Origin of the sequence: Streptomyces sp. NPDC088730 (genome assembly GCF_044751215.1) — a bacterium.
GTDB lineage: Bacteria > Actinomycetota > Actinomycetes > Streptomycetales > Streptomycetaceae > Streptomyces.
Genome location: NZ_JBIVLK010000016.1, coordinates 143,604 through 168,207 on the forward strand (window position 1 = coordinate 143,604; position 24,604 = coordinate 168,207).

Consider the following 24,604-nt stretch of genomic DNA (forward strand, 5'->3'; position numbering starts at 1 on the left):
CATTCCGCGCCGCGTGATCCGTCCGTCTGCTGGACCGGCGGCGGGCCGGCCACCCGGTCCGTGGGAGGATCGGGGGCGGCGGGCCAGGGCCGCGCACCCGGCCGCGCCGTTCGGATTTCAGGCGCGAGCATGAGGAGCACCGTTGAGCAGGTTGCGCTGGCTGACCGCGGGGGAGTCGCACGGCCCCGCACTGGTGGCGACGCTGGAGGGTCTTCCCGCCGGTGTCCCGGTCACCACGGAGATGGTGGCGGACGCGCTCGCCCGGCGGCGGCTCGGATACGGCCGCGGCGCCCGGATGAAGTTCGAGCAGGACGAGGTCACCTTCCTGGGCGGGGTCCGGCACGGCCTGACCATGGGTTCGCCGGTCGCCGTGATGGTGGGCAACACCGAGTGGCCCAAGTGGGAGCAGGTCATGTCGGCCGACCCGGTCGACCCCGACGTGCTGGCCGCGCAGGCCCGCAACGCCCCGCTGACCCGCCCCCGGCCCGGCCACGCCGACCTCGCCGGCATGCAGAAGTACGGCTTCGACGAGGCCCGCCCGGTCCTGGAGCGCGCCAGCGCCCGGGAGACCGCGGCGCGCGTCGCCCTCGGCGCCGTCGCCCGCTCGTACCTCAAGGAGACGGCCGGCATCGAGATCGTCAGCCATGTCGTCGAGCTGGCCGCCGCCAAGGCCCCGTACGGGGTCTACCCGACGCCGGCCGACGTCGAGAAGCTCGACGCCGACCCGGTGCGCTGCCTCGACGAGGACGCGAGCAAGCAGATGGTCGCGGAGATCGACCAGGCCCACAAGGACGGCGACACGCTCGGCGGAGTGGTCGAGGTACTGGCGTACGGAGTGCCGGTCGGCCTCGGTTCGCACGTGCACTGGGACCGCAGGCTCGACGCCCGCCTCGCCGCCGCGCTCATGGGAATCCAGGCCATCAAGGGCGTCGAGGTCGGGGACGGCTTCGATCTGGCCCGGGTGCCGGGATCGCAGGCGCACGACGAGATCCTGGTGACAGAGGACGGCATCAAGCGCGCCTCCGGCCGCTCCGGCGGCACCGAGGGCGGTCTCACCACCGGCGAGCTGCTGCGCGTCCGCGCCGCGATGAAGCCCATCGCGACCGTGCCGCGCGCCCTGGCCACCGTCGACGTGGTGACCGGCGAGCCCGCCAAGGCCCACCACCAGCGCTCCGATGTCTGCGCGGTCCCGGCCGCCGGGATCGTCGCGGAGGCGATGGTCGCGCTGGTGCTCGCCGACGCGGTCGCGGAGAAGTTCGGCGGCGACAGCGTCCCCGAGACCCACCGCAACGTGCAGTCGTACCTCGACCACCTGCGGATCCGATGAGCGCCCCGCTGATCGTCCTGGTCGGCCCGATGGGCGTCGGCAAGTCCACCGTCGGCGAGCTGCTCGCCGGACTGCTCGGCACCACCTACCGGGACACCGACGCGGATGTCGTCGCCACGGCCGGGAAGCCGATCGCGGAGATCTTCTACGACGAGGGCGAGGAGCGGTTCCGCGAGCTGGAGCGGCGGGCCGTGCACGCCGCGGTCGCGGAGCACACGGGTGTCCTCTCGCTCGGCGGCGGCGCCGTGCTGGACGAGGCGACCCGCGCCCTGCTGGCCGGCCACGCCGTCGTCTACCTCTCGATGGACGTCGACGAAGCGGTCAAGCGGGTCGGGCTGAACACCGCGCGCCCGCTGCTCGCCGTGAATCCGCGCCGGCAGTGGCGCGAGCTCATGGAGGCCCGCCGCCACCTGTACACGGACGTGGCCCGCGCGGTCGTCGCGACCGACGAGCGCACACCGCAAGAGGTCGCCCAGGCGGTCCTCGAAGCACTGGAACTGCCGGACGCGCCGTCGTCCGGCCGGGAGAACGCAACGATGACAGAGCAGGGACCCACCCGGATCCAGATCGCCGGCAGCGCGGGCACCGACCCGTACGAGGTGGTGATCGGCCGGCAACTGCTGGGCGAGCTGCCCGCGTTCATCGGTGACCGCGTCAAGCGCGTCGCGGTCCTGCACCCCGAGGCGCTCGCGGAGACCGGCGAGGCCGTCCGCCAGGACCTCGCGGACCAGGGCTACGAGGCCATCGCGATCCAGCTGCCGAACGCGGAGGAGGCCAAGACCGTCGAGGTCGCGGCCTACTGCTGGAAGGCGCTCGGCCAGACCGGCTTCACCCGCACCGACGTCATCGTCGGCGTGGGCGGCGGCGCCACCACGGACGTCGCGGGCTTCGTCGCCGCGACCTGGCTGCGCGGAGTGCGCTGGATCGCCGTACCCACCACCGTGCTCGCCATGGTGGACGCGGCCGTCGGCGGCAAGACCGGCATCAACACCGCGGAGGGCAAGAACCTCGTCGGCGCCTTCCACCCGCCCGCCGGAGTGCTCTGCGACCTCGCCGCCCTGGACTCCCTGCCGGTCAACGACTACGTCAGCGGCATGGCCGAGATCATCAAGGCGGGCTTCATCGCGGACCCGGCCATCCTCGACCTCGTCGAGGCCGACCCGCAGGGCGCGCGCACACCGGCCGGACCGCACACCTCGGAGCTGATCGAACGCGCCATCCGGGTCAAGGCAGAGGTCGTCTCCAGCGACCTCAAGGAGTCGGGGCTGCGCGAGATCCTCAACTACGGCCACACCCTGGCGCACGCGATCGAGAAGAACGAGCGCTACAAGTGGCGGCACGGCGCGGCCGTCTCGGTCGGCATGGTCTTCGCCGCCGAACTGGGCCGGCTGGCCGGGCGCCTGGACGACGCGACCGCCGACCGGCACCGCGCCGTCCTGGAGTCCGTCGGGCTGCCGCTCACCTACCGGGGCGACCAGTGGCCCAAGCTGCTGGAGAACATGAAGGTCGACAAGAAGTCCCGCGGCGACCTGCTGCGCTTCATCGTCCTGGACGGCCTCGGCAAGCCCACCGTCCTGGAGGGTCCCGACCCGGCCGTGCTGCTCGCCGCCTACGGGGAGGTGTCGGCGTGACCCGACGGGTCCTCGTCCTCAACGGGCCCAACCTCGGCCGGCTGGGCTCCCGCGAGCCCGACGTCTACGGGGCCACCTCGTACGCCGGGCTCGTCGAGGCCTGCCGCACGCTCGGCAAGGAACTCGGCTTCGACGTCGACGTCCGGGAGACCAACGACGAGGGCGAGCTGATCCGCTGGCTCCACGAGGCCGCGGACGGTTCGATTCCGGTCGTCCTCAACCCGGGCGCCTTCACGCACTACTCGTACGGAATGCGGGACGCGGCCGCCCAGCGCACCGCCCCGCTGATCGAGGTGCACATCTCGAACCCGTACGCACGCGAGGAGTTCCGCCACAACTCCGTGGTCGCACCGGTCGCCACCGGGACGGTAGCGGGGTTCGGCATCGGTTCCTACCGGCTCGCGCTGCGGGCCCTGGCGGACGAGCTGACGGACTGACGGGCCGTCACCGCACGGCCGAGATGGCCCGGCTCGGCCGTCGGGGCACTTCACACGGTCCCCGGCCGTTCCCTGTGTGGCGGCCGGGGACTGTACGGTTGCCGTTCCACCAGCGCCAGTTGCCTGTACGAGACGGAGTGCCACCGGATGCAGCACGCAGTGGGGGCACCGCTGCCGCCGCCGCCCCACGGACCCGCGACCGGGCCCGTCGGATGGTCGCAGCAGGCCCAGCACCCAGGCCACCCCGGCCCGCCGGTCCCGCCGCCGGCCGGTCCCCCCGGCCCGCCCCCGTCGAGCCGCCCCGCCCCCCCGCCGCCGGCCGGGCGCCCCGCCGCTCCGCCGCAGGCCCCGCCCGCCCAGCAGGCCCAGGGCTGGAGCGGACCGGCACCGCACCAGGCGCCGGCGCCGGTCTCCCGGGAGAGCACCGGGCACATCCAGCTGCCGCCCGGCGGGCCCGTACCGCTGCCCGCGCCGCCCGCCGAGCCCGGCACCGGCACCGCGACCCTCGCCGTGCTCCTGATCGGCCCCGCGGGCGCCGGAAAGACCACCGTGGCCAAGCTCTGGGCCAGCCGCCGCCGGGTCCCCACCGCCCACGTCAGCCTCGACGACGTCCGGGAGTGGGTCTGCTCCGGCTTCGCGGACCCACAGACGGGGTGGAACGACCAGTCGGAGGCCCAGTACCGGCTGGCCCGCCGCACCTGCGGCTTCGCCGCCCGCAACTTCCTGGCCAACGGCATCTCCTGCATCCTCGACGACGCGGTCTTCCCGGACCGCCCCGTGGTGGGCCTCGGCGGCTGGAAGCGCCATGTGGGCCCCGGGCTGCTGCCCGTCGTCCTGCTGCCGGGCCTGGAGGTCGTCCTGGAGCGCAACGCCGCCCGCAGCGGCAACCGCCGCCTCTCGGACGAGGAGGTCGCCCGCATCCACGGCCGGATGGCCGGCTGGTACGGCTCCGGGCTGCCGATCATCGACAACTCCACGTACGACGTGGAGACCACCGCCCGCGTCCTGGACGACATACTCGCCCGCTCCATTGCCAGCCCCCCGGCCTGGTAGCCCCGCCCGCCGTGCACCGCCCCCCGGTCGGGTGCGCTGACCGCGCGGGCCCGGGGCCGCGCTCGTACGCTCGATTCATGTCAGAGGTGTACGCCGTCCGACGCGGGCTGCTCCGCGACCGGTGCGCCGCCGTCGGATCCGCGGCCGCCCTGGTCTCCCGTCCCGCCAATGTCCGCTATCTGGCAGGGGGAGCGCCGCCGGGCGCCGTGCTGCTGCTCGGCCCCGACGAGGACGTTCTGCTCTGCCCCGGCCCGCCGACCGGTGACCCGGCCGACGGACGTACCGACGAGCAGCTCCGGGTGGACCTGCTGTCGGTCACCGGCGGCGATCCGGTGGTCGCCGCCGCCGGGCTGGCCACCTCCGCGGGCGCGGAGTCACTGGCGGTGGAGGAGCACGATCTGACCGTGGCCCGGCACCGGGCCATGGGCGCGGTCGCCCCGAAGCTCCGGCTGGCCGACCTCGGGGTCACCGTCGAGCAGCTGCGCATCGTCAAGGACGAGGAGGAGATCGGCTGCCTGCGGATCGCCGCCGAGATCACCGACCAGGCGCTCGGTGAACTCCTCGAATCGATCCTGGTCGGCCGCACCGAGCGGCACCTCGCGCTGGAACTGGAACGCCGGCTGGTGGACCACGGCGCCGACGGCCCCGCCTTCACCACGTCCGTCGCCACCGGTCCCAACTCCGGCCGGGGCCGGCACCGGCCCTCGGACCGAAGGGTGGAGGAAGGAGATTTCCTCTCCGTCTGCCTCGGCGCGAACTACCGCGGCTACCGGTGCGAGATCGGCCGCACCTTCGTCATCGGCACCGCCCCGGCCGACTGGCAGATCGAGCTCTACGACCTGGTTTTCGCCGCTCAGAGGGCTGGACGGGAGGCACTTGTGCCCGGCGCCGCCTACCGCGACGTGGACCGCGCGGCCCGCCACCTCCTGGACTCCGCGGGTCACGGAGAGGGTCTTGTGACCCGGACCGGGCACGGGGTCGGGCTCGAAATCGACGAGGACCCGCAATTGGCACCTGCGGCCATGGGTAAACTGGACGCTTGTGTGCCGGTCACCGTCGAACCGGGGGTCCACCTCCCGGGCCGGGGCGGGGTCCGGATCGATGACACGCTCGTCGTGCGCCCAGAGGCGGACGGCGGACCCGAGCTACTCACCATTACGACCAAGGAGCTGCTCGCGCTCTAGCGCGCATCCTCGGCCGTTCCACCAGCTTCAGTCCAGGAGATTCCGCAACCGTGGCTTCCACGAACGACCTCAAGAACGGCCTGGTGCTCAAGCTCGACGGAGGCCAGCTCTGGTCCGTCGTCGAGTTCCAGCACGTCAAGCCCGGCAAGGGCCCCGCCTTCGTGCGCACCAAGCTCAAGAACGTGCTCTCCGGCAAGGTCGTCGACAAGACGTTCAACGCCGGTGTGAAGGTCGAAACGGCCACCATTGACCGACGTGACATGCAGTTCTCGTACATGGACGGCGAGTACTTCGTCTTCATGGACATGGACACGTACGACCAGCTGATGGTCGACCGCAAGTCCGTCGGCGACGCCGCCAACTTCCTGATCGAGGGCTTCACCGCCTCCGTCGCGCAGCACGAGGGCGAGGTGCTCTACGTCGAGCTGCCGGCCGCCGTCGAGCTCGTCATCCAGCACACGGACCCGGGCGTCCAGGGCGACCGTTCCACCGGCGGCACCAAGCCCGCCACGCTGGAGACCGGTTACGAGATCGGTGTCCCGCTCTTCATCACGACCGGCGAGAAGATCAAGGTCGACACCCGCTCGGGCGATTACCTCGGCCGGGTGAACAGCTAACCGTGGCTGCCCGGAACACGGCCCGCAAGCGCGCCTTCCAGATCCTCTTCGAGGCCGACCAGCGCGGTGAGTCCGTGCAGACGGTCCTCGCGGACTGGGTGCGGCACTCGCGGTCCGACACCCGTCAGCCGCCGGTCACCGAGTACACGATGGAGCTCGTCGAGGGGTACGCGCAGTACGCGGACCGCATCGACGACCTCATCGTCACCTACGCCGTGGACTGGGAGATCGACCGGATGCCGGTTGTCGACCGGAACATCCTGCGGCTCGGTGCGTACGAGCTGATCTGGGTGGACGCGACACCGGACGCGGTGGTGATCGACGAGGCGGTCCAGATCGCCAAGGAGTTCTCCACCGACGACTCCCCGTCCTTCGTGAACGGCCTGCTGGCCCGCTTCAAGGACCTCAAGCCGAACCTCCGCCGGGAGCAGTAGCCACCGGCGCCGCTCAGCCGACGAAGGGCCCACGGTCAACAGACCGCGGGCCCTTCGTCGTGCTGCGGCCCGCCCGCGGGCACGGGACTGCCGGGAAACAGGAACGCCGGAGCGGCGGGGCGTCCGGGAAAGGGCCCCGCCGATCCGGCGGTACGTTTCTGCTGGGGGCGCTCAGCCCTCGTCGTGGGCGACGGCGCGGCGCGCGTCCGCGTCCAGCACGCCCCAGCTGATCAGCTGTTCCGTGAGCACGGACGGGGACTGGTCGTAGATCACGGCGAGCGTGCGCAGATCGTCCTGGCGGATCGAGAGCACCTTGCCGTTGTAGTCGCCGCGCTGGCTCTGGATCGTCGCCGCGTAGCGCTGCAGCGGTCCGGCCTTCTCCGGCGGGACGTGGGCGAGGCGCTCCAGGTCCAGGACGAGCTTCGGCGGCGGCTCGGCAGCGCCGCCCGGCGTCGTACCGGGCAGGAGCTCCTGCACGGGGACACCGTAGAAGTCGGCCAGCTCGGCGAGGCGCTGCACGGTCACGGCACGGTCACCGCGCTCGTACGACCCCACGACGACGGCCTTCCAGCGGCCCTGGGACTTCTCCTCGACGCCGTGGAGGGAGAGGCCCTGCTGGGTGCGGATGGCACGGAGCTTGGCCCCGAGCTGCTTTGCGTATTCGCTGGACATAAGGCTCCCGGGACGCTGGAACATTTCGCGGCTCCGCCGCGTGGCTGGTAACTCACTGTGAGGTTACGCAGCGTTACTTGGGTGCGTCAAGCTGAAAGGTCCTGGCCGGTACCTCCCGGGGGTGCGTCGAGGGCCCCGCACAAGCCCTGGTAACGTGGATGACGCAATTTCGACGTCCTTTAAGATCCGTCCAGTGAGGCGGAGAAGGAGGTCCGTTTCTTATGGACGCACAGCACGACGCCACCGGCAATGCGGCACGCCCCGTTCTGGAGGCTCCCGACATCGCCCGAGTACTGACCCGCATCGCCCACGAGATCGTCGAACGCGCCAAGGGCGCCGACGACGTGGTGCTCCTCGGCATCCCGACCCGGGGCGTCTACCTCGCCCGCCGGCTCGCCGACAAGCTCGAAGAGATCACCGGCCGGAAGATGCCGGTCGGCTCCCTCGACATCACCATGTACCGCGACGATCTGCGGATGCACCCGGCACGGGCCCTGGCCCGCACCGAGATCCCCGGCGAGGGCATCGAGGGCCGCCTGGTCGTCCTCGTCGACGACGTCCTCTTCTCCGGCCGTACGATCCGCGCCGCGCTCGACGCGCTCGGCGACATCGGCCGGCCCCGCGCGGTGCAGCTCGCGGTCCTCGTGGACCGCGGACACCGCGAACTCCCGATCCGCGCCGACTACGTCGGCAAGAACCTCCCCACGTCGCTGCGGGAGACGGTCAAGGTCCAGCTCGACGAGGAGGACGGCCGCGACGCCGTCCTGCTCGGCGCCGGGCGGACCGCCCCGTCGGGCGAGCGGTAACCGCACCTCGCGTACGGCTCACCCGCCGTACGGCGGCTTCCGCACGCCCGCACGCCTGAACCCTCCAGCCACCCGGAGAACACCCAGATGAAGCGTCACCTCATCTCGGCCGCCGACCTCACCCGCGACGACGCCGTCCTGATCCTCGACACCGCCGAGGAGATGGCCAGGGTCGCGGACCGGCCGATCAAGAAGCTCCCCACCCTGCGCGGCCGTACCGTCGTCAACCTCTTCTTCGAGGACTCGACGCGCACCCGCATCTCCTTCGAGGCGGCCGCCAAGCGGCTGTCCGCCGATGTCATCAACTTCTCCGCCAAGGGCTCGTCCGTCTCCAAGGGGGAGTCGCTCAAGGACACCGCCCTGACCCTGGAGGCGATGGGCGCCGACGCCGTCGTCATCCGGCACGGTGCCTCCGGCGCCCCCTACCGCCTGGCCACCTCCGGCTGGATCGACGGTGCGGTCGTCAACGCCGGTGACGGCACCCACGAGCACCCCACGCAGGCCCTGCTGGACGCCTTCACGATGCGCCGCAGGCTGGTCGGGGCGGACGCCGGACTCGGCCAGGACCTCACCGGACGCCGGATCACGATCGTCGGCGACATCCTGCACAGCCGGGTCGCCCGCTCCAACGTCCACCTGCTGACCACCCTCGGCGCGCACGTCACCCTGGTGGCCCCGCCGACCCTGGTCCCGGTCGGCGTCGAGCAGTGGCCGTGCGACGTCAGCTACAGCCTCGACAAGGTGCTGCCGGAGTCGGACGCGGTGATGATGCTGCGGGTGCAGCGGGAGCGGATGAACGCCGCGTACTTCCCGACCGAGCGCGAGTACTCCCGCCGCTACGGCCTGGACGGCGAGCGGATGGCGAAGATGCCCGGGGACGCCATCGTCATGCACCCCGGCCCGATGGTCCGCGGCATGGAGATCACCGCAGAGGTGGCGGACTCCGACCGCTGCACGGTCGTCGAGCAGGTCGCCAACGGGGTCTCCATCCGGATGGCCGTGCTCTACCTGCTGCTGGGCGGATCCGGACCCGCCGCCCCGTCCCACCCGTCGCCCGCCGCCCGTACCGAGGAGAACAAGTAACCATGAGCAAGATCCTTATTCGCGGCGCGAAGATCCTCGGCGGAGAGCCCCAGGACGTCCTGATCGACGGCGAGACCATCGCGGCGGTCGGCACCGGCCTCGACGCCGCCGGCGCCACCGTCGTCGAGGCGGCGGGCCAGGTCCTGCTGCCCGGCCTGGTCGACCTCCACACCCACCTGCGCGAGCCCGGCCGGGAGGACTCCGAGACCGTCCTGACCGGCACCAGGGCCGCGGCCGTCGGCGGCTTCACCGCCGTGCACGCCATGGCCAACACCTTCCCGGTCGCGGACACCGCCGGAGTCGTCGAGCAGGTCTGGCGGCTCGGCAAGGAGTCCGGCTACTGCGATGTGCAGCCCATCGGCGCCGTCACCGTCGGCCTGGAGGGCAAGCAGCTCGCGGAACTCGGCGCCATGCACGATTCGGCCGCCGGAGTGAAGGTCTTCTCCGACGACGGCAAGTGCGTGGACGACGCGGTGATCATGCGCCGCGCCCTGGAGTACGTGAAGGCGTTCGACGGGGTCGTCGCCCAGCACGCCCAGGAGCCCCGACTCACCGAGGGCGCCCAGATGAACGAGGGCGTCGTCTCCGCCGAGCTCGGCCTCGGCGGCTGGCCCGCCGTCGCGGAGGAGTCGATCATCGCCCGCGACGTGCTGCTCGCGGCCCACGTGGACTCCCGGGTGCACATCTGCCACCTCTCGACCGCCGGATCCGTCGAGATCGTCCGCTGGGCCAAGTCCAAGGGCTGGAACGTCACCGCCGAGGTCACCCCGCACCACCTGCTCCTCACCGACGAGCTCGTCCGGTCCTACAACCCCGTCTACAAGGTGAACCCGCCGCTGCGCACCGAGGCCGACGTCATGGCCCTGCGCGAGGCCCTCGCGGACGGCACCATCGACTGCGTCGCCACCGACCACGCCCCGCACCCGCACGAGGACAAGGACTGCGAGTGGGCCGCGGCCGCCATGGGGATGGTGGGCCTGGAGACCGCGCTCTCCGTCGTCCAGCAGACGATGGTCGAGACCGGACTCCTGGACTGGGCGGGCGTCGCGGACCGGATGTCGCTGCGCCCCGCCGCCATCGGCCGCCTCGAAGGCCACGGCCGCCCCGTCGCCGCCGGCGAACCCGCCAACCTCACTCTGGTCGATCCGGCATACCGTGGAGCGGTGGACCCCGCGGGCTTCGCCTCCCGCAGCCGCAACACTCCGTACGAGGGGCGCGAGCTGCCGGGCCGAGTGACCCACACCTTCCTGCGGGGCCGTGCCACGGTCGTCGACGGGAAGCTCGCGTGACAACACTCAGCCCCACATTCCAGCTGTACCAACTGGCCGCCGAGCGGAAGTCGGCGGAGGTGACCGACTGGTCCGCCCGGATCAGCTGGGTGATCGGACTGGCCGTCCTCGTCGCCTTCGTCTACTGGCTGATGCGCCAGGGATGGAAGTGGCGCGGCAGCCTCCAGTCCGGACTGCCGGACCTGGCGACCCGCCCGGACGGCTTCGCGGACGGTGAGCGGCTGCTCACCCTGACCGGGCGCTACCACGCCTCGACGACGGCCGGGCAGTGGCTCGACCGCGTCGTCGCCCACGGCCTCGGCACCCGCAGCCGCGTCGAGCTCACCCTCACCGAGCAGGGCCTCGACGTCGTACGGCCCGGCGCGGCGGACTTCTTCGTCCCCGCCGCCGACCTGCGCGAGGCCCGGACCGACAAGGCCCTCGCCGGCAAGGTCCTCCCAGAGGGCGGCCTGCTGGTCATCACCTGGGCGCTCGGCGACCAGCTGATCGACTCCGGATTCCGCTCCGACCACTCGGCCGAACACCCTGCCTGGGTCGAAGCCGTCAACCACCTCACCAGCTCTACGGAAGGCACCGCACGATGACGATCTCCACCCGGGGAGCCGGCAAAGCTCCCGCCGTACTCGTCCTGGAGGACGGCCGCGCCTTCCGCGGCCGCGCCTACGGGGCTGTGGGGGAGACCTTCGGCGAGGCGGTGTTCTCCACCGGCATGACCGGCTACCAGGAGACGCTGACCGACCCCTCGTACCACCGCCAGGTCGTCGTGATGACCTCCCCGCACGTCGGCAACACCGGTGTGAACGACGAGGACCCCGAGTCGAAGCGCATCTGGGTCTCCGGCTACGTCGTGCGCGACCCCGCCCGGAAGCCCTCCAACTGGCGCTCGAAGCGTTCGCTCGACGAGGAGCTCACGGCCCAGGGCGTCGTCGGGATCAGCGGCATCGACACCCGCGCCCTCACCCGCCACCTGCGCGAGCGCGGCGCGATGCGCGTCGGCATCTTCTCCGGCGACGCGCTCGCCGACGAGGGCGCCCTCCTCGCCAAGGTGCGCCAGGCACCCGAGATGACCGGCGCCGACCTCTCCGCGGAGGTCGCCACCAAGGAGACGTACGTCGTCCCCGCGATCGGCACCAAGAAGTTCACCGTCGCCGCGGTCGACCTCGGCATCAAGGGCATGACCCCGCACCGGATGGCCGAGCGCGGCATCGAGGTACACGTCCTGCCCGCCACCGCCACCCTGGAGGAGGTGTACGCGGTGAACCCCGACGGCGTCTTCTTCTCCAACGGCCCCGGCGACCCGTCCACCGCGGACCACCCCGTCTCCCTCATGCGGGGCGTCCTGGAGCGCCAGACCCCGCTCTTCGGCATCTGCTTCGGCAACCAGATCCTCGGCCGGGCGCTCGGCTTCGGCACCTACAAGCTGAAGTACGGCCACCGGGGCATCAACCAGCCCGTGCAGGACCGCTCGACCGGCAAGGTCGAGGTCACCGCGCACAACCACGGATTCGCCGTCGACGCCCCGCTCGACAAGGTCTCCGACACCGCCTACGGGCGGGCCGAGGTCTCCCACGTCTGCCTGAACGACCAGGTCGTCGAGGGCCTCCAGCTCCTCGACCGGCCGGCCTTCAGCGTCCAGTACCACCCCGAGGCGGCCGCCGGCCCGCACGACGCCGCGTACCTCTTCGACCGCTTCGTATCCCTGATGGAGGGCCAGCGTGCCTAAGCGCTCCGATATCCAGTCCGTCCTGGTCATCGGCTCCGGTCCGATCGTCATCGGCCAGGCCGCCGAGTTCGACTACTCCGGCACCCAGGCCTGCCGCGTCCTCAAGTCCGAGGGCCTGCGCGTCATCCTGGTGAACTCCAACCCGGCGACGATCATGACCGACCCGGAGATCGCCGACGCCACCTACGTCGAGCCGATCACCCCCGAGTTCGTCGAGAAGATCATCGCCAAGGAGCGCCCCGACGCGCTGCTCCCCACCCTGGGCGGCCAGACCGCGCTGAACACCGCGATCTCCATGCACGAGAACGGTGTCCTGGAGAAGTACGGCGTCGAGCTCATCGGCGCCAACGTCGAGGCCATCAACAAGGGCGAGGACCGCGAGCTCTTCAAGGGCGTCGTCGAGGCCGTCAAGGCGAAGATCGGCTACGGCGAGTCCGCCCGCTCGGTCATCTGCCACTCCATGGACGACATCATCAAGGGCGTCGACACGCTCGGCGGCTACCCCGTCGTCGTCCGCCCCTCCTTCACCATGGGCGGCGCCGGCTCCGGCTTCGCCCACGACGAGGAGGAGCTGCGCCGCATCGCCGGACAGGGCCTCACGCTCTCCCCGACCACCGAGGTGCTCCTGGAGGAGTCCATCCTCGGCTGGAAGGAGTACGAGCTGGAGCTGATGCGCGACCGGAACGACAACGTCGTGGTCGTCTGCTCCATCGAGAACTTCGACCCGATGGGCGTCCACACCGGTGACTCGATCACCGTCGCCCCGTCGATGACCCTCACCGACCGCGAGTACCAGCGGCTGCGCGACATCGGCATCGCGATCATCCGCGAGGTCGGCGTCGACACCGGCGGCTGCAACATCCAGTTCGCCATCGACCCGGTCGACGGCCGGGTCATCGTGATCGAGATGAACCCGCGCGTCTCCCGCTCCTCCGCGCTGGCGTCGAAGGCCACCGGCTTCCCGATCGCCAAGATCGCCGCCAAGCTGGCCGTCGGCTACACGCTCGACGAGATCCCCAACGACATCACCGAGAAGACCCCGGCCTCCTTCGAGCCGACCCTCGACTACGTCGTCGTCAAGGCCCCGCGCTTCGCCTTCGAGAAGTTCCCCTCCGCCGACTCCACCCTCACCACCACCATGAAGTCGGTGGGCGAGGCCATGGCGATCGGCCGGAACTTCACCGAGGCCCTGCAGAAGGCGCTGCGCTCCCTGGAGAAGAAGGGCTCGCAGTTCACCTTCACCGGCGAGCCCGGCGACAAGGCCGAACTGCTGGCCGAGGCGGTCCGCCCGACCGACGGCCGCATCAACACCGTCATGCAGGCGATCCGGGCCGGCGCCACCCAGGAGGAGGTCTTCGACGCGACGAAGATCGACCCCTGGTTCGTCGACCAGCTCTTCCTGATCAAGGAGATCGCCGACGAGCTGGCCGCCGCCGACAAGCTGCTGCCCGAACTGCTGGCCGACGCCAAGCGGCACGGCTTCTCGGACGCCCAGATCGCCGGGATCCGCGGCCTGCGCGAGGACGTCGTCCGCGAGGTGCGGCACGCGCTCGGCATCCGCCCGGTCTACAAGACCGTCGACACCTGCGCCGCCGAGTTCGCCGCGAAGACGCCGTACTTCTACTCCTCCTACGACGAGGAGAGCGAGGTCGCGCCCCGCACCAAGCCCGCGGTGATCATCCTCGGCTCCGGCCCCAACCGCATCGGCCAGGGCATCGAGTTCGACTACTCCTGCGTCCACGCCTCCTTCGCCCTGAGCGACGCCGGCTACGAGACCGTGATGGTCAACTGCAACCCCGAGACCGTCTCCACGGACTACGACACCTCCGACCGCCTGTACTTCGAGCCCCTGACGCTTGAGGACGTGCTGGAGATCGTGCACGCGGAGTCCCTCGCCGGCCCGATCGCGGGCGTCATCGTCCAGCTCGGCGGCCAGACGCCGCTCGGCCTGGCCCAGGCGCTCAAGGACAACGGCGTGCCCGTCGTCGGCACCCCGCCGGAGGCCATCCACGCCGCCGAGGACCGCGGCGCCTTCGGCCAGGTCCTGGCCGAGGCCGGACTGCCCGCCCCCAAGCACGGCACCGCCACCACCTTCTCCGGGGCCAAGGCCATCGCCGACGAGATCGGCTACCCCGTCCTCGTACGCCCCTCGTACGTGCTCGGCGGCCGGGGCATGGAGATCGTCTACGACGAGACCCGCCTCGCCTCGTACATCTCCGAGTCCACCGAGATCAGCCCCACCCGGCCGGTCCTGGTCGACCGCTTCCTCGACGACGCCATCGAGATCGACGTGGACGCGCTCTACGACGGCACCGAGCTCTACCTCGGCGGCGTCATGGAGCACATCGAGGAGGCCGGTATCCACTCCGGCGACTCCGCCTGCGCCCTGCCCCCGATCACCCTCGGCGGCTACGACATCAAGCGGCTGCGCGCCTCCACGGAGGGCATCGCCAAGGGCGTCGGCGTACGCGGGCTGATCAACATCCAGTTCGCGCTCTCCGGAGACATCCTCTACGTCCTGGAGGCCAACCCGCGCGCCTCCCGGACCGTCCCCTTCACCTCGAAGGCGACCGCGGTCCCGCTCGCCAAGGCCGCCGCCCGGATCTCGCTGGGCGCGACCGTGGCGGAGCTGCGGGCGGAGGGCCTGCTGCCGAAGCACGGCGACGGCGGCACGCTGCCGCTGGACGCGCCGATCTCCGTCAAGGAGGCGGTCATGCCGTGGTCGCGCTTCCGCGACATCCACGGCCGCGGCGTCGACACGGTCCTCGGCCCGGAGATGCGCTCCACCGGCGAGGTCATGGGCATCGACTCGGTCTTCGGCACGGCGTACGCCAAGTCGCAGGCCGGCGCGTACGGCCCGCTGCCCACCTCGGGCCGCGCCTTCATCTCCGTCGCCAACCGCGACAAGCGCTCGATGATCTTCCCGGCCCGCGAGCTGGTCGCCCACGGCTTCGAGCTGATGGCCACCTCCGGCACCGCGGAGGTGCTCAAGCGCAACGGCATCAACGCGACGGTCGTGCGCAAGCAGTCCGAGGGAGAGGGCCCCAACGGGGAGAAGACCATCGTCCAGCTGATCCACGACGGCGAGGTCGACCTCATCGTCAACACGCCGTACGGCACCGGCGGCCGGCTCGACGGCTACGAGATCCGCACCGCCGCCGTCGCCCGCTCCGTGCCGTGCCTCACCACGGTCCAGGCGCTCGCCGCGGCGGTCCAGGGCATCGACGCACTCAACCACGGCGACGTGGGCGTCCGTTCCCTCCAGGAACACGCGGAACATCTGACCGCGGCCCGCGACTAGGCCGTGTCCCGCGGATCATGGCCGGGGGCGCGGCGTCTGGCACGGCACCTCGCCGCGTTGCCGAAACGCCCCAATAGCTCCGCTGTCGAGACGCTCCGGCGCCTCGCGATGCACCGCACCGGACGGCGCGCCCTATCCCGACCCTGATCCACCGGACAGGCCCTAGGGCCGGTCCTGGCCCGCTCCCAGGGGGACACCGGAAACGGTGTCCCCCTCTTCGTGAGAACACCGAGGACACCCCCGATGTACAAGTTCTTCTTCCAGCTGGTCTTCAAGCGGATGGACCCGGAGGAGGCGCACTACCTGGCCTTCCGCTGGATCCGCCTCGCCGCCCGCGTGCCCGTCCTGCGCACCTTCGTCGCCGCCGCGCTCGCCCCCCGCTACCGGGAGCTGCGCACCGAGGCCCTCGGCCTGCGGATGCACGGCCCCTTCGGCCTCGCCGCCGGCTTCGACAAGAACGCCATCGCGATCGACGGCATGTCGATGCTCGGCTTCGACCACATCGAGATCGGCACGGTCACCGGCGAACCGCAGCCGGGCAACCCGAAGAAGCGGCTGTTCCGCCTCGTCGCGGACCGCGCGCTGATCAACCGCATGGGCTTCAACAACGAGGGCTCCGCCGCCGTGGCCGAGCGGCTGGCGGCCCGCAACCCGGTCTTCCGGACCACGGTCGGCGTCAACATCGGCAAGACCAAGGTGGTCCCGGAGGCGGAGGCCGCCGCCGACTACGTGAAGTCCACCGAGCGGCTCGCCGCCCACGCCGACTACCTCGTCGTCAACGTCTCGTCGCCCAACACGCCCGGACTGCGCAACCTCCAGGCCACCGAGTCGCTGCGCCCGCTGCTGTCCGCGGTGCGCGAGGCCGCGGACCGGACCGTCACCGGACGCCGGGTCCCGCTGCTCGTCAAGATCGCCCCCGACCTCGCGGACGAGGACATCGACGCGGTCGCGGACCTCGCGGTCGAGCTGGGCCTGGACGGCATCATCGCCACCAACACCACCATCGCCCGCGACACGCTGGGCCTGAGGTCCTCGCCGTCGCTGACCGGGGAGACCGGCGGGCTGTCCGGCGCACCCCTCAAGGAACGCTCCCTGGCGGTCGTGAGCCGCCTCTACGCGCGGGTGGGGGACAGGATCACCCTGGTGGGCGTCGGAGGCATCGAGAACGCCGAGGACGCCTGGCAGCGCATCCTGGCCGGCGCCACGCTCGTACAGGGCTACAGCGCCTTCATCTACGAGGGCCCGTTCTACGCCCGGTCGATCCACAAGGGCCTGGCCGCCCGTCTGGCCGCCTCCCCGTACGCCACCCTCGCCGACGCGGTCGGCGCGGAAACCCGGAAGGCCGTGAAATGACCCTGGAACCCTTCGGCGCGCGACTGCGCCGCGCCATGGACACCCGTGGGCCGCTCTGCGTCGGCATCGACCCGCACGCCTCCCTGCTCACCTCCTGGGGGCTGAACGACGACGTCGCCGGCCTGGAGCGGTTCACCCGTACGGTCGTCGAGGCGCTGGCGGACCGGGTCGCCGTCCTCAAGCCGCAGTCGGCGTTCTTCGAGCGCTTCGGCTCGCGCGGCATCGCCGTCCTGGAGAGGGCCGTCCAGGAGGCACGGGCGGCCGGCGCGCTGGTCCTGATGGACGCCAAGCGCGGCGACATCGGCTCCACCATGGGCGCCTACGCCGCCACCTACCTGGACAAGGACTCGCCGCTGTTCTCCGATGCGGTCACCGTCTCGCCCTACCTCGGCTTCGGCTCGCTGCGGCCGGCACTGGACGCGGCGGCGACCTCCGGCTCCGGGGTCTTCGTGCTCGCCCTCACCTCCAACCCGGAGGGCGCCGAGGTGCAGCGCGCCACCGCGGCCGACGGCCGCTCGCTGGCCCAGCTGATGCTCGACCACATGGCCGCGGAGAACGAGGGCGCCACCCGGCTCGGCTCGGTGGGCGCGGTCGTCGGCGCCACCCTCGGGGACGCGGGCGTGAACCTCTCGATCAACGGCCCGCTGCTCGCGCCCGGCATCGGCGCGCAGGGGGCGACCCCCGCGGATCTGCCCGGGGTCTTCGGGGACGCCGTACGCGATGTGCTGCCCAGCGTGAGCCGGGGCGTGCTGCGCCACGGACCGGACGCGGCAGGGCTGCGCGAAGCCGCCGAGCGGTTCGCGGACGAGGTCCGCGCGGCCGTCCCGGAGGGCTGACCATGCCACGTAACAGCGTGTCGACGTAATCCTGGCCAAAAATCTCGGTTGTTATGCCAGGAATGTCCCGGTCGGCAAAGGCTGACCAGGACTTTTCGTCTGTTCTCGCTGACTCCGGCGGCCCTGGCCGCTAGTCTCCGTCGAGAGCCAACGCACACAGGTTGTGCGTTGCTCACCAGGTGAGGGGCGTTCCCGCTGCCTCACCGGTCCGTATCCGACAGATCGACATCCGAGGTGACGTAGGCGTGGCTCTTCCGCCCCTTACCCCTGAACAGCGCGCAGCCGCGCTCGAAAAGGCCGCCGCGGCTCGCCGGGAGCGGGCCGAGGTCAAGAATCGACTCAAGCACTCCGGCGCCTCCCTCCATGAGGTCATCAAGTCGGGCCAGGAGAACGACGTCATCGGCAAGATGAAGGTCTCCGCCCTGCTGGAGTCCCTGCCCGGCGTGGGCAAGGTCCGCGCCAAGCAGATCATGGAACGGCTCGGCATCTCCGAGAGCCGCCGGGTGCGGGGTCTCGGCTCCAACCAGATCGCATCCCTGGAGCGTGAGTTCGGCGGCAGCCCCGCCTGACGTTCTCAGGCACCCCTGAGAACCTGGATAATCGCTCCATGGCTGCAACATCCCGGGGGACGTCCCCCGTACCCCCGGACGCACGTCCGCGGCTGACCGTGCTCTCCGGCCCCTCGGGGGTCGGCAAGAGCACGGTCGTCGCGCATATGCGCAAGGTCCACCCCGAGGTCTGGCTCTCCGTGTCGGCGACGACCCGTAAGCCCCGCCCCGGCGAGCGCAACGGCGTCCACTACTTCTTCGTGGACAACGAGGAGTTCGACAAGCTGATCGCCAACGGTGAGCTGCTTGAGTGGGCCGAGTTCGCCGGCAACCGCTACGGCACGCCGCGCCGCGCCGTGCAGGAGCGTCTTGAGGCGGGCGAGCCGGTGCTGCTGGAGATCGACCTCCAGGGCGCCCGGCTGGTCAGGCAGTCGATGGCCGACGCCCAGCTGGTCTTCCTGGCGCCGCCGAGCTGGGACGAGCTGGTGCGCCGGCTCACCGGCCGGGGTACCGAGGCACCTGCCGTGATCGACCGGAGGCTCGCCGCGGCCAGGATCGAGCTGGCCGCCGAATCCGAGTTCGATACGACGCTTGTCAATACCTCCGTCGAGGATGTGGCACGTGAGCTGCTAGCCTTGATGCTGGAGGCTTCCGGCCACCGTGCCGCCGGCGACTGAACGAAGAACGGGTCGCGCCGGTACGGGACCGCACCACACAGCCCCTGACTGTCAAAGATTTCTTTGATCTTCACCCCCTTCGGAAGGCAGAGAGTGTCCTCTTCCATCACCACGCCCGAGGGCATCATCAACCCGCCGATTGATGAGCTCCTCGAAGCAACCGACTCGAAGTACAGCCTCGTGATCTACGCCGCCAAGCGCGCGCGCCAGATCAACGCGTACTACTCGCAGCTCGGTGAGGGACTCCTCGAGTACGTCGGTCCGCTCGTCGACACCCACGTGCACGAGAAGCCGCTCTCGATCGCGCTCCGCGAGATCAACGCGGGCCTGCTCACCTCCGAGGCCATCGAGGGCCCCGCGCAGTAGCAGCAGAACGCACCTTCACCACGGGCCCGGCGGTCACCACCGCCGGGCCCGTGGTGTGTCCGGGGCGGCGGACCGGCGTCCGCGACCGTGAGGCAGCATGGGGGGCGTACGTATCCGAGTACGTACCCGAGTGCGGGGAGACGCAGTGGAGAAGCCTGAGGTCGTTCTGGGCGTCAGCGGCGGCATCGCCGCGTACAAGGCGTGCGAGCTGCTGCGGCGGCTGACCGAGTCCGGCCACAACGTACGGGTCGTGCCGACCGAGGCGTCGCTCCACTTCGTCGGCGCGGCCACCTGGTCGGCGCTCTCCGGCCACCCGGTGTCGACCGAGGTCTGGAACGACGTCCACGAGGTCCCGCACGTACGCATCGGACAGCACGCCGACCTCGTCGTCGTCGCTCCCGCCACCGCCGACCTGCTGGCCAGGGCCGCCCACGGGCTCGCCGACGACCTGCTCACCAACACGCTGCTCACCGCGCGCTGTCCGGTCGTCTTCGCGCCCGCCATGCACACCGAGATGTGGGAGCACCCGGCCACCCGGGAGAACGTCGCCACCCTGCGCCGCCGGGGCGCCGTCGTCATCGAGCCCGCCGTGGGCCGGCTCACCGGCGTCGACACCGGCAAGGGCAGGCTGCCGGACCCGGGGGAGATCTTCGAGGTCTGCCGCCGCGTGCTGGCGCGCGGAACCGCCGCCCCCGACCTGGCCGGCCGCCATGTGGTGATCAGCGCGGGCGGCACCCGCGAACCGCTCGACCCGGTCCGCTACCTCGGCAACCGCTCCTCCGGGAAGCAGGGGTACGCGCTCGCCCGCACCGCGGTCGCCCGGGGCGCGCGGGTCACGCTCGTCGAGGCCAACACCGGCCTGCCCGACCCGTCCGGGGCCGACGTCGTCCGGGTCGGCACCGCGACGCAGCTGCGCGACGCCGTGCTGAAGGCGGCGGCGGACGCGGACGTCGTGGTGATGGCGGCGGCGGTGGCCGACTTCCGCCCGGCCGAGTACGCCGCCGGGAAGATCAAGAAGAAGGACGGCCAGGAGCCCGCCCCGATCGCGCTCGTCCGCAACCCGGACATCCTCGCGGAGGTCGCCGGGCGGCGCGCCCGGCCGGAACAGATCGTCGTCGGATTCGCCGCCGAGACCGACGACGTCCTCGCCAACGGGCGGGAGAAGCTCCGCCGCAAGGGCTGCGACCTGCTGGTGGTCAACGAGGTGGGGGAGCGCAGGACCTTCGGCGCGGAGGAGAACGAAGCGGTGGTGCTGGCGGCCGACGGCGGCGAGACCCCGGTGCCGTTCGGGCCCAAGGAGGCGCTCGCCGACACGGTCTGGGACCTCGTGTCGCCACGACTTGCGTGAATTTCTCGTGTCGCCGTTCCGGCGGCCGGTTCCCGGGGAACACGGCACCGGACGGCGTCCCGGGAGGCCTTCGGACGGCCGTGCCACATGTCACAGAACTCCCAAAGGGCGAGACATGTTGTCCACCGGCCGGAGCCGACCGATAAACTGGTCCAGGACCGTACCGGGCGCAGCTCCCGGGCCCGTCCGCCAATGATTCAGCCAGCAGCCGCTGCAACCCCAGGGAGCGATGTGTCCCGCCGTCTCTTCACCTCGGAGTCCGTTACCGAGGGTCACCCCGACAAGATCGCTGACCAGATCAGCGACACCATTCTCGATGCACTCCTCCGAGAGGACCCGACGTCGCGTGTCGCCGTCGAGACCTTGATCACCACAGGTCAGGTGCATGTTGCGGGTGAGGTCACGACCAAGGCCTACGCCCCGATCGCCCAGCTGGTGCGCGACAAGATCCTGGAGATCGGCTACGACTCCTCCAAGAAGGGCTTCGACGGCGCCTCCTGCGGCGTCTCGGTGTCCATCGGCGCGCAGTCGCCCGACATCGCGCAGGGCGTCGACACCGCCTACGAGAAGCGGGTCGAGGGCGACGAGGACGAACTCGACAAGCAGGGCGCCGGCGACCAGGGCCTGATGTTCGGGTACGCCTGCGACGAGACGCCCGAGCTGATGCCGCTGCCGATCCACCTCGCGCACCGGCTGTCGCGCCGGCTGTCCGAGGTCCGCAAGAACGGGACCATCCCGTACCTGCGTCCCGACGGCAAGACCCAGGTCACCATCGAGTACGACGGTGACAAGGCCGTCCGTCTCGACACGGTCGTCGTCTCCTCGCAGCACGCCAGCGACATCGACCTCGACTCGCTCCTCGCACCGGACATCCGCGAGTTCGTCGTCGAGCACGTGCTGTCGCAGCTGATCGAGGACGGCATCAAGCTGGACACCGAGGGCTACCGGCTGCTGGTCAACCCGACCGGACGCTTCGAGATCGGCGGCCCGATGGGTGACGCCGGACTCACCGGCCGCAAGATCATCATCGACACCTACGGCGGCATGGCCCGCCACGGCGGCGGTGCCTTCTCCGGCAAGGACCCGTCCAAGGTGGACCGCTCGGCCGCCTACGCGATGCGCTGGGTCGCCAAGAACGTCGTCGCCGCCGGGCTCGCCGCCCGCTGCGAGGTCCAGGTCGCGTACGCCATCGGCAAGGCCGAGCCGGTCGGCCTCTTCGTCGAGACCTTCGGCACCGCCGCCATCGAGACCGAGAAGATCGAGCACGCCATCGGCGAGGTCTTCGACCTCCGCCCGGCCGCGATCATCCGTGACCTCGACCTGCTCCGCCCGATCTACGCGCAGACCGCCGCGTACGGCCACTTCGGCCGGGAGCTTCCCGACTTCACCTGGGAGCGCACCGACCGGGTGGACGCACTGCGCGCAGCCGCGGGTCTGTAGGCCCCCGGCCCCGCCCAGCGGGCACCTCTTCGCCGGAGCCCGGACGCCCATCGGTGTCCGGGCTCCGGCGTTGCGTCCGAGTCCCGAGCCGGACGGAATGTCAGTGGCGTCTGGTAGGAATTTGGCTGTGAGCAGCGACAACGAGCGGTCCGACGAGCCCGGCACCGGGGCTCCGGAGCAGCTTGCGCTGATCCGGGAGACGGTGCGGCAGGCCAAGGTGCCCCGCGCCAAACCGAGGACCTGGCGCGGGGCCGCCCTCGCCGGTGAGCTGCCCGTCGCCCGCGTCCTGGTGAACAAGGGCGCACTCCACCTCGACCAGTACTTCGACTACGCCGTCCCCGAGGAGCTCGACGCCGTCGCGCGGCCCGGGGTGCGGGTGCGGGTGCGCTTCGGCGCGGGCGGCCGCAACGTCCGGGGCGGGCGGCGCGAGGGCGGCGGCCTGATCGACGGATTCCTGGTCGAGCGGCTGGCCGAGTCCGACTACAGCGGGGCGCTGGCCGCCCTCGCCTCCGTCGTGTCGCCCGAACCGGTCCTCGGGCCCGAGCTGCTCGCCCTCGCCCGAGCCGTGGCCGACCGGTACGCGGGCAGTCTCGCGGACGTCCTGCAGCTCGCGGTGCCGCCGAGGAACGCCCGCGCGGAGTCCAAGCCCTCTCCCGAACCCCTGCCGCCGCCCCCGCCGCCCGCTCCCGGCAGCTGGGCGCGCTACGGGCAGGGCGCGGCGTTCCTGGACGCGCTGGCCTCCGGCGGCGCGCCCAGGGCCGTGTGGACCGCTCTGCCGGGCCCGCACTGGCCGGAGGAGATCGCCAGGGCCGTCGCCGCGACCCTCGCCTCCGGACGCGGCGCACTGGTCGTCGTCCCCGACGGACGGACCGCGGCACGGGTGGACACCGCGCTCACCGGAATCCTCGGTGAGGGCCGCCACGCCCTGCTGACCGCCGGCTCCGGCCCCGAGAAGCGGTACCGGGAATGGCTCGCCGTGCGGCGCGGGTCCGTGCGGGCGGTCGTCGGTACGCGGGCCGCGATGTTCGCCCCGGTCGCCGGTCTCGGCCTGGTCGCCGTCTGGGACGACGGGGACTCCAGCCACAGCGATGACAACGCCCCCTTCCCGCACGTCCGCGAGGTCCTCGAACTGCGGGCCGCGCACAGCGGATGCGGCTTCCTGCTCGGCGGTACGAACTGCACCGTGGAGGCCGCCCAGCTGGTCGAGAGCGGCTGGGCGCTGCCGCTGCGCGCCGACCGGGAGCAGACCAGGATCGCGGCGCCCCTGGTGCGGACCGTCGGGGACGGCGAGCTCGCGCGGGACGGCGCCGCACGGGCCGCGAGGCTGCCGAGCCTCGCCTGGCAGACCGTCCGGGACGGACTGCGCGGCGGCCCGGTGCTCGTGCAGGTGCCGCGTCGCGGGTACGCCCCGCGGCTGGCCTGCGAGCGCTGCCGGGAGCCCGCCCGCTGCCGGCACTGCGCGGGACCCCTGGAGGCGCCCGACCAGCGGGACCTGAACTGCGCCTGGTGCGGACTGCCCGAGACGTCCTGGCACTGCGTGGCCTGCGGGGGCCGCCGGCTGCGCGCGCAGGTCGTCGGCGCCCGGCGCACGGCGGAGGAGCTCGGCCGGGCGTTTCCCGCCGTGCCGGTGCGGACCTCAGGACGCGACCACGTGCTGGACTCGGTGCCGGACCAGCCCGCGCTCGTGGTCAGCACCCCGGGCGCCGAACCCGTCGCCGAGGGCGGGTACGCGGCCGCGCTGCTGCTGGACGGCTGGGCGATGGTCGGCCGCCCCGACCTGCGGGCCGGGGAGGAGGCGCTGCGTCGCTGGACGGCGGCCGCCGCGTTGGTACGGGGGCAGCCGGAAGGCGGCACGGTGGTGATTGTCGCCGAGCCGACGCTGCGTCCTGTGCAGGCCCTGGTGCGCTGGGACCCGGTCGGTCACGCCCGCCGTGAGCTGGCGGAACGGGCCGAGCTGGGCTTTCCGCCGGTGTCCCGGATGGCTTCGGTGACGGGTGAGCCGCAGGCGCTCGCCGCGTTCCTGGCCGCCGCGGAGCTGCCGCCGGACGCGGAGGTGCTCGGCCCGGTGCCGGTCCCCTCGGGCGAGCCGGGACGGCCCCGCAGGCCGTTCGACGCGCCGCCGGGGGAGACCTGGGAGCGGGCCCTGATCCGGGTACGTCCGGGCAGCGGGGCGGCACTGGCGGCCGCGCTGAAGTCGGCGCAGGCGGCCCGGATGTCGCGGGGCGGTGGCGGTGGCGGGCCGGTACGCATTCGGGTGGACCCGCCGGACATCGGGTGACGGCATGGTGGGTGCGGGGGCTCCGCCGGGTGCGGGGTGCGCCTTTCCCGGTGGGTGGGGGTTCGGGGTCCCTCCGGGGCGTCTCCTCGGACGACGAACGTGCGGCGGGTACGCAATGAGCACCCGGGTCTGTGTTCGTCGTCCTGCGGGGACGCCCCTGCACGCCCCCGAACCCGGCCGTCGCGCGTCTGCGGCAGTCGT

The 24,604-nt window shown here is 71.8% G+C and carries 22 protein-coding genes; 21 read left to right on the top strand and 1 reads right to left on the bottom strand.

The window, feature by feature from the left end; all coding sequences use genetic code 11:
* Positions 1 to 142: 142 nt before the first annotated feature.
* From aroC to nusB, 7 genes are all read left to right on the top strand, one after another.
* Entirely contained in the window at positions 143 to 1,327 is a 1,185-nt protein-coding gene (gene aroC, locus ACIP89_RS32700; RefSeq protein WP_401930187.1) for a chorismate synthase, read from the top strand.
* The gene (gene aroB, locus ACIP89_RS32705; RefSeq protein ID WP_401930189.1) at positions 1,324 to 2,958 is read left to right on the top strand and encodes a 3-dehydroquinate synthase; all 1,635 of its coding nucleotides are present in this window, start codon (positions 1,324 to 1,326) and stop codon (positions 2,956 to 2,958) included. Before aroC ends, aroB begins: the two co-directional genes overlap by 4 nt.
* Positions 2,955 to 3,395 carry a type II 3-dehydroquinate dehydratase gene (gene aroQ / locus ACIP89_RS32710; RefSeq protein WP_024491791.1) on the top strand — a complete coding sequence of 147 codons (441 nt, stop codon included), beginning with the start codon at positions 2,955 to 2,957 and terminating at the stop codon, positions 3,393 to 3,395. The genes aroB and aroQ overlap by 4 nt, the downstream gene beginning before the upstream one ends.
* A 147-nt stretch (positions 3,396 to 3,542) precedes the next feature.
* Positions 3,543 to 4,448 carry a Pro-rich N-terminal domain-containing protein gene (locus ACIP89_RS32715; protein ID WP_401930191.1) on the top strand — a complete coding sequence of 302 codons (906 nt, stop codon included), beginning with the start codon at positions 3,543 to 3,545 and terminating at the stop codon, positions 4,446 to 4,448.
* A gap of 77 nt (positions 4,449 to 4,525) precedes the next feature.
* Positions 4,526 to 5,632: an aminopeptidase P family protein gene (locus ACIP89_RS32720; protein WP_401930193.1), complete on the top strand. Its 1,107-nt coding sequence runs from the start codon at positions 4,526 to 4,528 to the stop codon at positions 5,630 to 5,632.
* Between the two features lie 50 nt (positions 5,633 to 5,682).
* Positions 5,683 to 6,249: an elongation factor P gene (efp, locus tag ACIP89_RS32725; RefSeq protein WP_024490947.1), complete on the top strand. Its 567-nt coding sequence runs from the start codon at positions 5,683 to 5,685 to the stop codon at positions 6,247 to 6,249.
* 2 nt (positions 6,250 to 6,251) lie between these two features.
* Entirely contained in the window at positions 6,252 to 6,683 is a 432-nt protein-coding gene (gene nusB, locus ACIP89_RS32730) for a transcription antitermination factor NusB (protein ID WP_024490948.1), read from the top strand.
* A gap of 171 nt (positions 6,684 to 6,854) precedes the next feature.
* Here the strand turns inward: nusB and bldD are convergent, their stop codons facing one another.
* Positions 6,855 to 7,355 carry a transcriptional regulator BldD gene (gene bldD, locus ACIP89_RS32735; protein WP_014157378.1) on the bottom strand — a complete coding sequence of 167 codons (501 nt, stop codon included), beginning with the start codon at positions 7,353 to 7,355 and terminating at the stop codon, positions 6,855 to 6,857.
* 221 nt (positions 7,356 to 7,576) lie between these two features.
* Between bldD and pyrR the strand changes: the two genes are divergently transcribed.
* The 14 genes from pyrR (at position 7,577) to ACIP89_RS32805 (ending at position 24,403) form a co-directional block, all read left to right on the top strand.
* Positions 7,577 to 8,161: a bifunctional pyr operon transcriptional regulator/uracil phosphoribosyltransferase PyrR gene (gene pyrR / locus ACIP89_RS32740; RefSeq protein ID WP_073737550.1), complete on the top strand. Its 585-nt coding sequence runs from the start codon at positions 7,577 to 7,579 to the stop codon at positions 8,159 to 8,161.
* Positions 8,162 to 8,248: 87 nt separating this feature from the next.
* Positions 8,249 to 9,244 carry an aspartate carbamoyltransferase catalytic subunit gene (locus tag ACIP89_RS32745; protein WP_401930197.1) on the top strand — a complete coding sequence of 332 codons (996 nt, stop codon included), beginning with the start codon at positions 8,249 to 8,251 and terminating at the stop codon, positions 9,242 to 9,244.
* A gap of 2 nt (positions 9,245 to 9,246) precedes the next feature.
* Positions 9,247 to 10,533 carry a dihydroorotase gene (locus tag ACIP89_RS32750; protein ID WP_401930384.1) on the top strand — a complete coding sequence of 429 codons (1,287 nt, stop codon included), beginning with the start codon at positions 9,247 to 9,249 and terminating at the stop codon, positions 10,531 to 10,533.
* Positions 10,530 to 11,117 (top strand): hypothetical protein, encoded by a 588-nt coding sequence (locus ACIP89_RS32755; RefSeq protein ID WP_401930201.1) that lies wholly within the window; start codon positions 10,530 to 10,532, stop codon positions 11,115 to 11,117. The genes ACIP89_RS32750 and ACIP89_RS32755 overlap by 4 nt, the downstream gene beginning before the upstream one ends.
* Positions 11,114 to 12,256: a glutamine-hydrolyzing carbamoyl-phosphate synthase small subunit gene (carA, locus tag ACIP89_RS32760; RefSeq protein ID WP_402118002.1), complete on the top strand. Its 1,143-nt coding sequence runs from the start codon at positions 11,114 to 11,116 to the stop codon at positions 12,254 to 12,256. The genes ACIP89_RS32755 and carA overlap by 4 nt, the downstream gene beginning before the upstream one ends.
* Positions 12,249 to 15,557, top strand: a complete 3,309-nt coding sequence (carB, locus tag ACIP89_RS32765) for a carbamoyl-phosphate synthase large subunit (RefSeq protein WP_401930205.1) — start codon at positions 12,249 to 12,251, stop codon at positions 15,555 to 15,557. Before carA ends, carB begins: the two co-directional genes overlap by 8 nt.
* A 243-nt stretch (positions 15,558 to 15,800) precedes the next feature.
* Positions 15,801 to 16,910, top strand: coding sequence for a quinone-dependent dihydroorotate dehydrogenase (locus ACIP89_RS32770; protein WP_401930207.1), 1,110 nt, complete (start codon positions 15,801 to 15,803; stop codon positions 16,908 to 16,910).
* On the top strand, positions 16,907 to 17,746 hold the full coding sequence (gene pyrF / locus ACIP89_RS32775; RefSeq protein WP_402118003.1) for an orotidine-5'-phosphate decarboxylase: 840 nt from the start codon (positions 16,907 to 16,909) through the stop codon (positions 17,744 to 17,746). Before ACIP89_RS32770 ends, pyrF begins: the two co-directional genes overlap by 4 nt.
* Before the next feature lie 245 nt (positions 17,747 to 17,991).
* Complete coding sequence (locus tag ACIP89_RS32780; RefSeq protein ID WP_024490957.1) at positions 17,992 to 18,315, top strand: integration host factor; 324 nt, start codon at positions 17,992 to 17,994, stop codon at positions 18,313 to 18,315.
* Positions 18,316 to 18,353: 38 nt separating this feature from the next.
* Positions 18,354 to 18,971, top strand: a complete 618-nt coding sequence (gene gmk / locus ACIP89_RS32785) for a guanylate kinase (protein ID WP_073737558.1) — start codon at positions 18,354 to 18,356, stop codon at positions 18,969 to 18,971.
* Between the two features lie 93 nt (positions 18,972 to 19,064).
* On the top strand, positions 19,065 to 19,337 hold the full coding sequence (gene rpoZ, locus ACIP89_RS32790; RefSeq protein ID WP_003970369.1) for a DNA-directed RNA polymerase subunit omega: 273 nt from the start codon (positions 19,065 to 19,067) through the stop codon (positions 19,335 to 19,337).
* Positions 19,338 to 19,482: 145 nt separating this feature from the next.
* Positions 19,483 to 20,685 carry a bifunctional phosphopantothenoylcysteine decarboxylase/phosphopantothenate--cysteine ligase CoaBC gene (gene coaBC / locus ACIP89_RS32795; protein ID WP_402118005.1) on the top strand — a complete coding sequence of 401 codons (1,203 nt, stop codon included), beginning with the start codon at positions 19,483 to 19,485 and terminating at the stop codon, positions 20,683 to 20,685.
* A gap of 231 nt (positions 20,686 to 20,916) precedes the next feature.
* Positions 20,917 to 22,125 (top strand): methionine adenosyltransferase, encoded by a 1,209-nt coding sequence (metK, locus tag ACIP89_RS32800; protein ID WP_401930214.1) that lies wholly within the window; start codon positions 20,917 to 20,919, stop codon positions 22,123 to 22,125.
* Between the two features lie 127 nt (positions 22,126 to 22,252).
* Positions 22,253 to 24,403 carry a primosomal protein N' gene (locus ACIP89_RS32805; RefSeq protein WP_402118006.1) on the top strand — a complete coding sequence of 717 codons (2,151 nt, stop codon included), beginning with the start codon at positions 22,253 to 22,255 and terminating at the stop codon, positions 24,401 to 24,403.
* The last annotated feature ends 201 nt before the right edge of the window (positions 24,404 to 24,604 follow it).

What these genes read in the sequence shown, in the direction of transcription:
- ACIP89_RS32715 (WP_401930191.1), top strand. Translation starts at nt 3,543, where the DNA reads ATGCAGCACGCAGTGGGGGCACCGCTGCCGCCGCCGCCCCACGGACCC.
- ACIP89_RS32745 (WP_401930197.1), top strand. Translation starts at nt 8,249, where the DNA reads ATGAAGCGTCACCTCATCTCGGCCGCCGACCTCACCCGCGACGACGCC.
- ACIP89_RS32750 (WP_401930384.1), top strand. Translation starts at nt 9,247, where the DNA reads ATGAGCAAGATCCTTATTCGCGGCGCGAAGATCCTCGGCGGAGAGCCC.
- pyrR (WP_073737550.1), top strand. Translation starts at nt 7,577, where the DNA reads ATGGACGCACAGCACGACGCCACCGGCAATGCGGCACGCCCCGTTCTG.
- carA (WP_402118002.1), top strand. Translation starts at nt 11,114, where the DNA reads ATGACGATCTCCACCCGGGGAGCCGGCAAAGCTCCCGCCGTACTCGTC.
- ACIP89_RS32770 (WP_401930207.1), top strand. Translation starts at nt 15,801, where the DNA reads ATGTACAAGTTCTTCTTCCAGCTGGTCTTCAAGCGGATGGACCCGGAG.
- bldD (WP_014157378.1), bottom strand. Translation starts at nt 7,355, where the DNA reads ATGTCCAGCGAATACGCAAAGCAGCTCGGGGCCAAGCTCCGTGCCATC.
- ACIP89_RS32720 (WP_401930193.1), top strand. Translation starts at nt 4,526, where the DNA reads ATGTCAGAGGTGTACGCCGTCCGACGCGGGCTGCTCCGCGACCGGTGC.
- aroB (WP_401930189.1), top strand. Translation starts at nt 1,324, where the DNA reads ATGAGCGCCCCGCTGATCGTCCTGGTCGGCCCGATGGGCGTCGGCAAG.
- gmk (WP_073737558.1), top strand. Translation starts at nt 18,354, where the DNA reads ATGGCTGCAACATCCCGGGGGACGTCCCCCGTACCCCCGGACGCACGT.
- pyrF (WP_402118003.1), top strand. Translation starts at nt 16,907, where the DNA reads ATGACCCTGGAACCCTTCGGCGCGCGACTGCGCCGCGCCATGGACACC.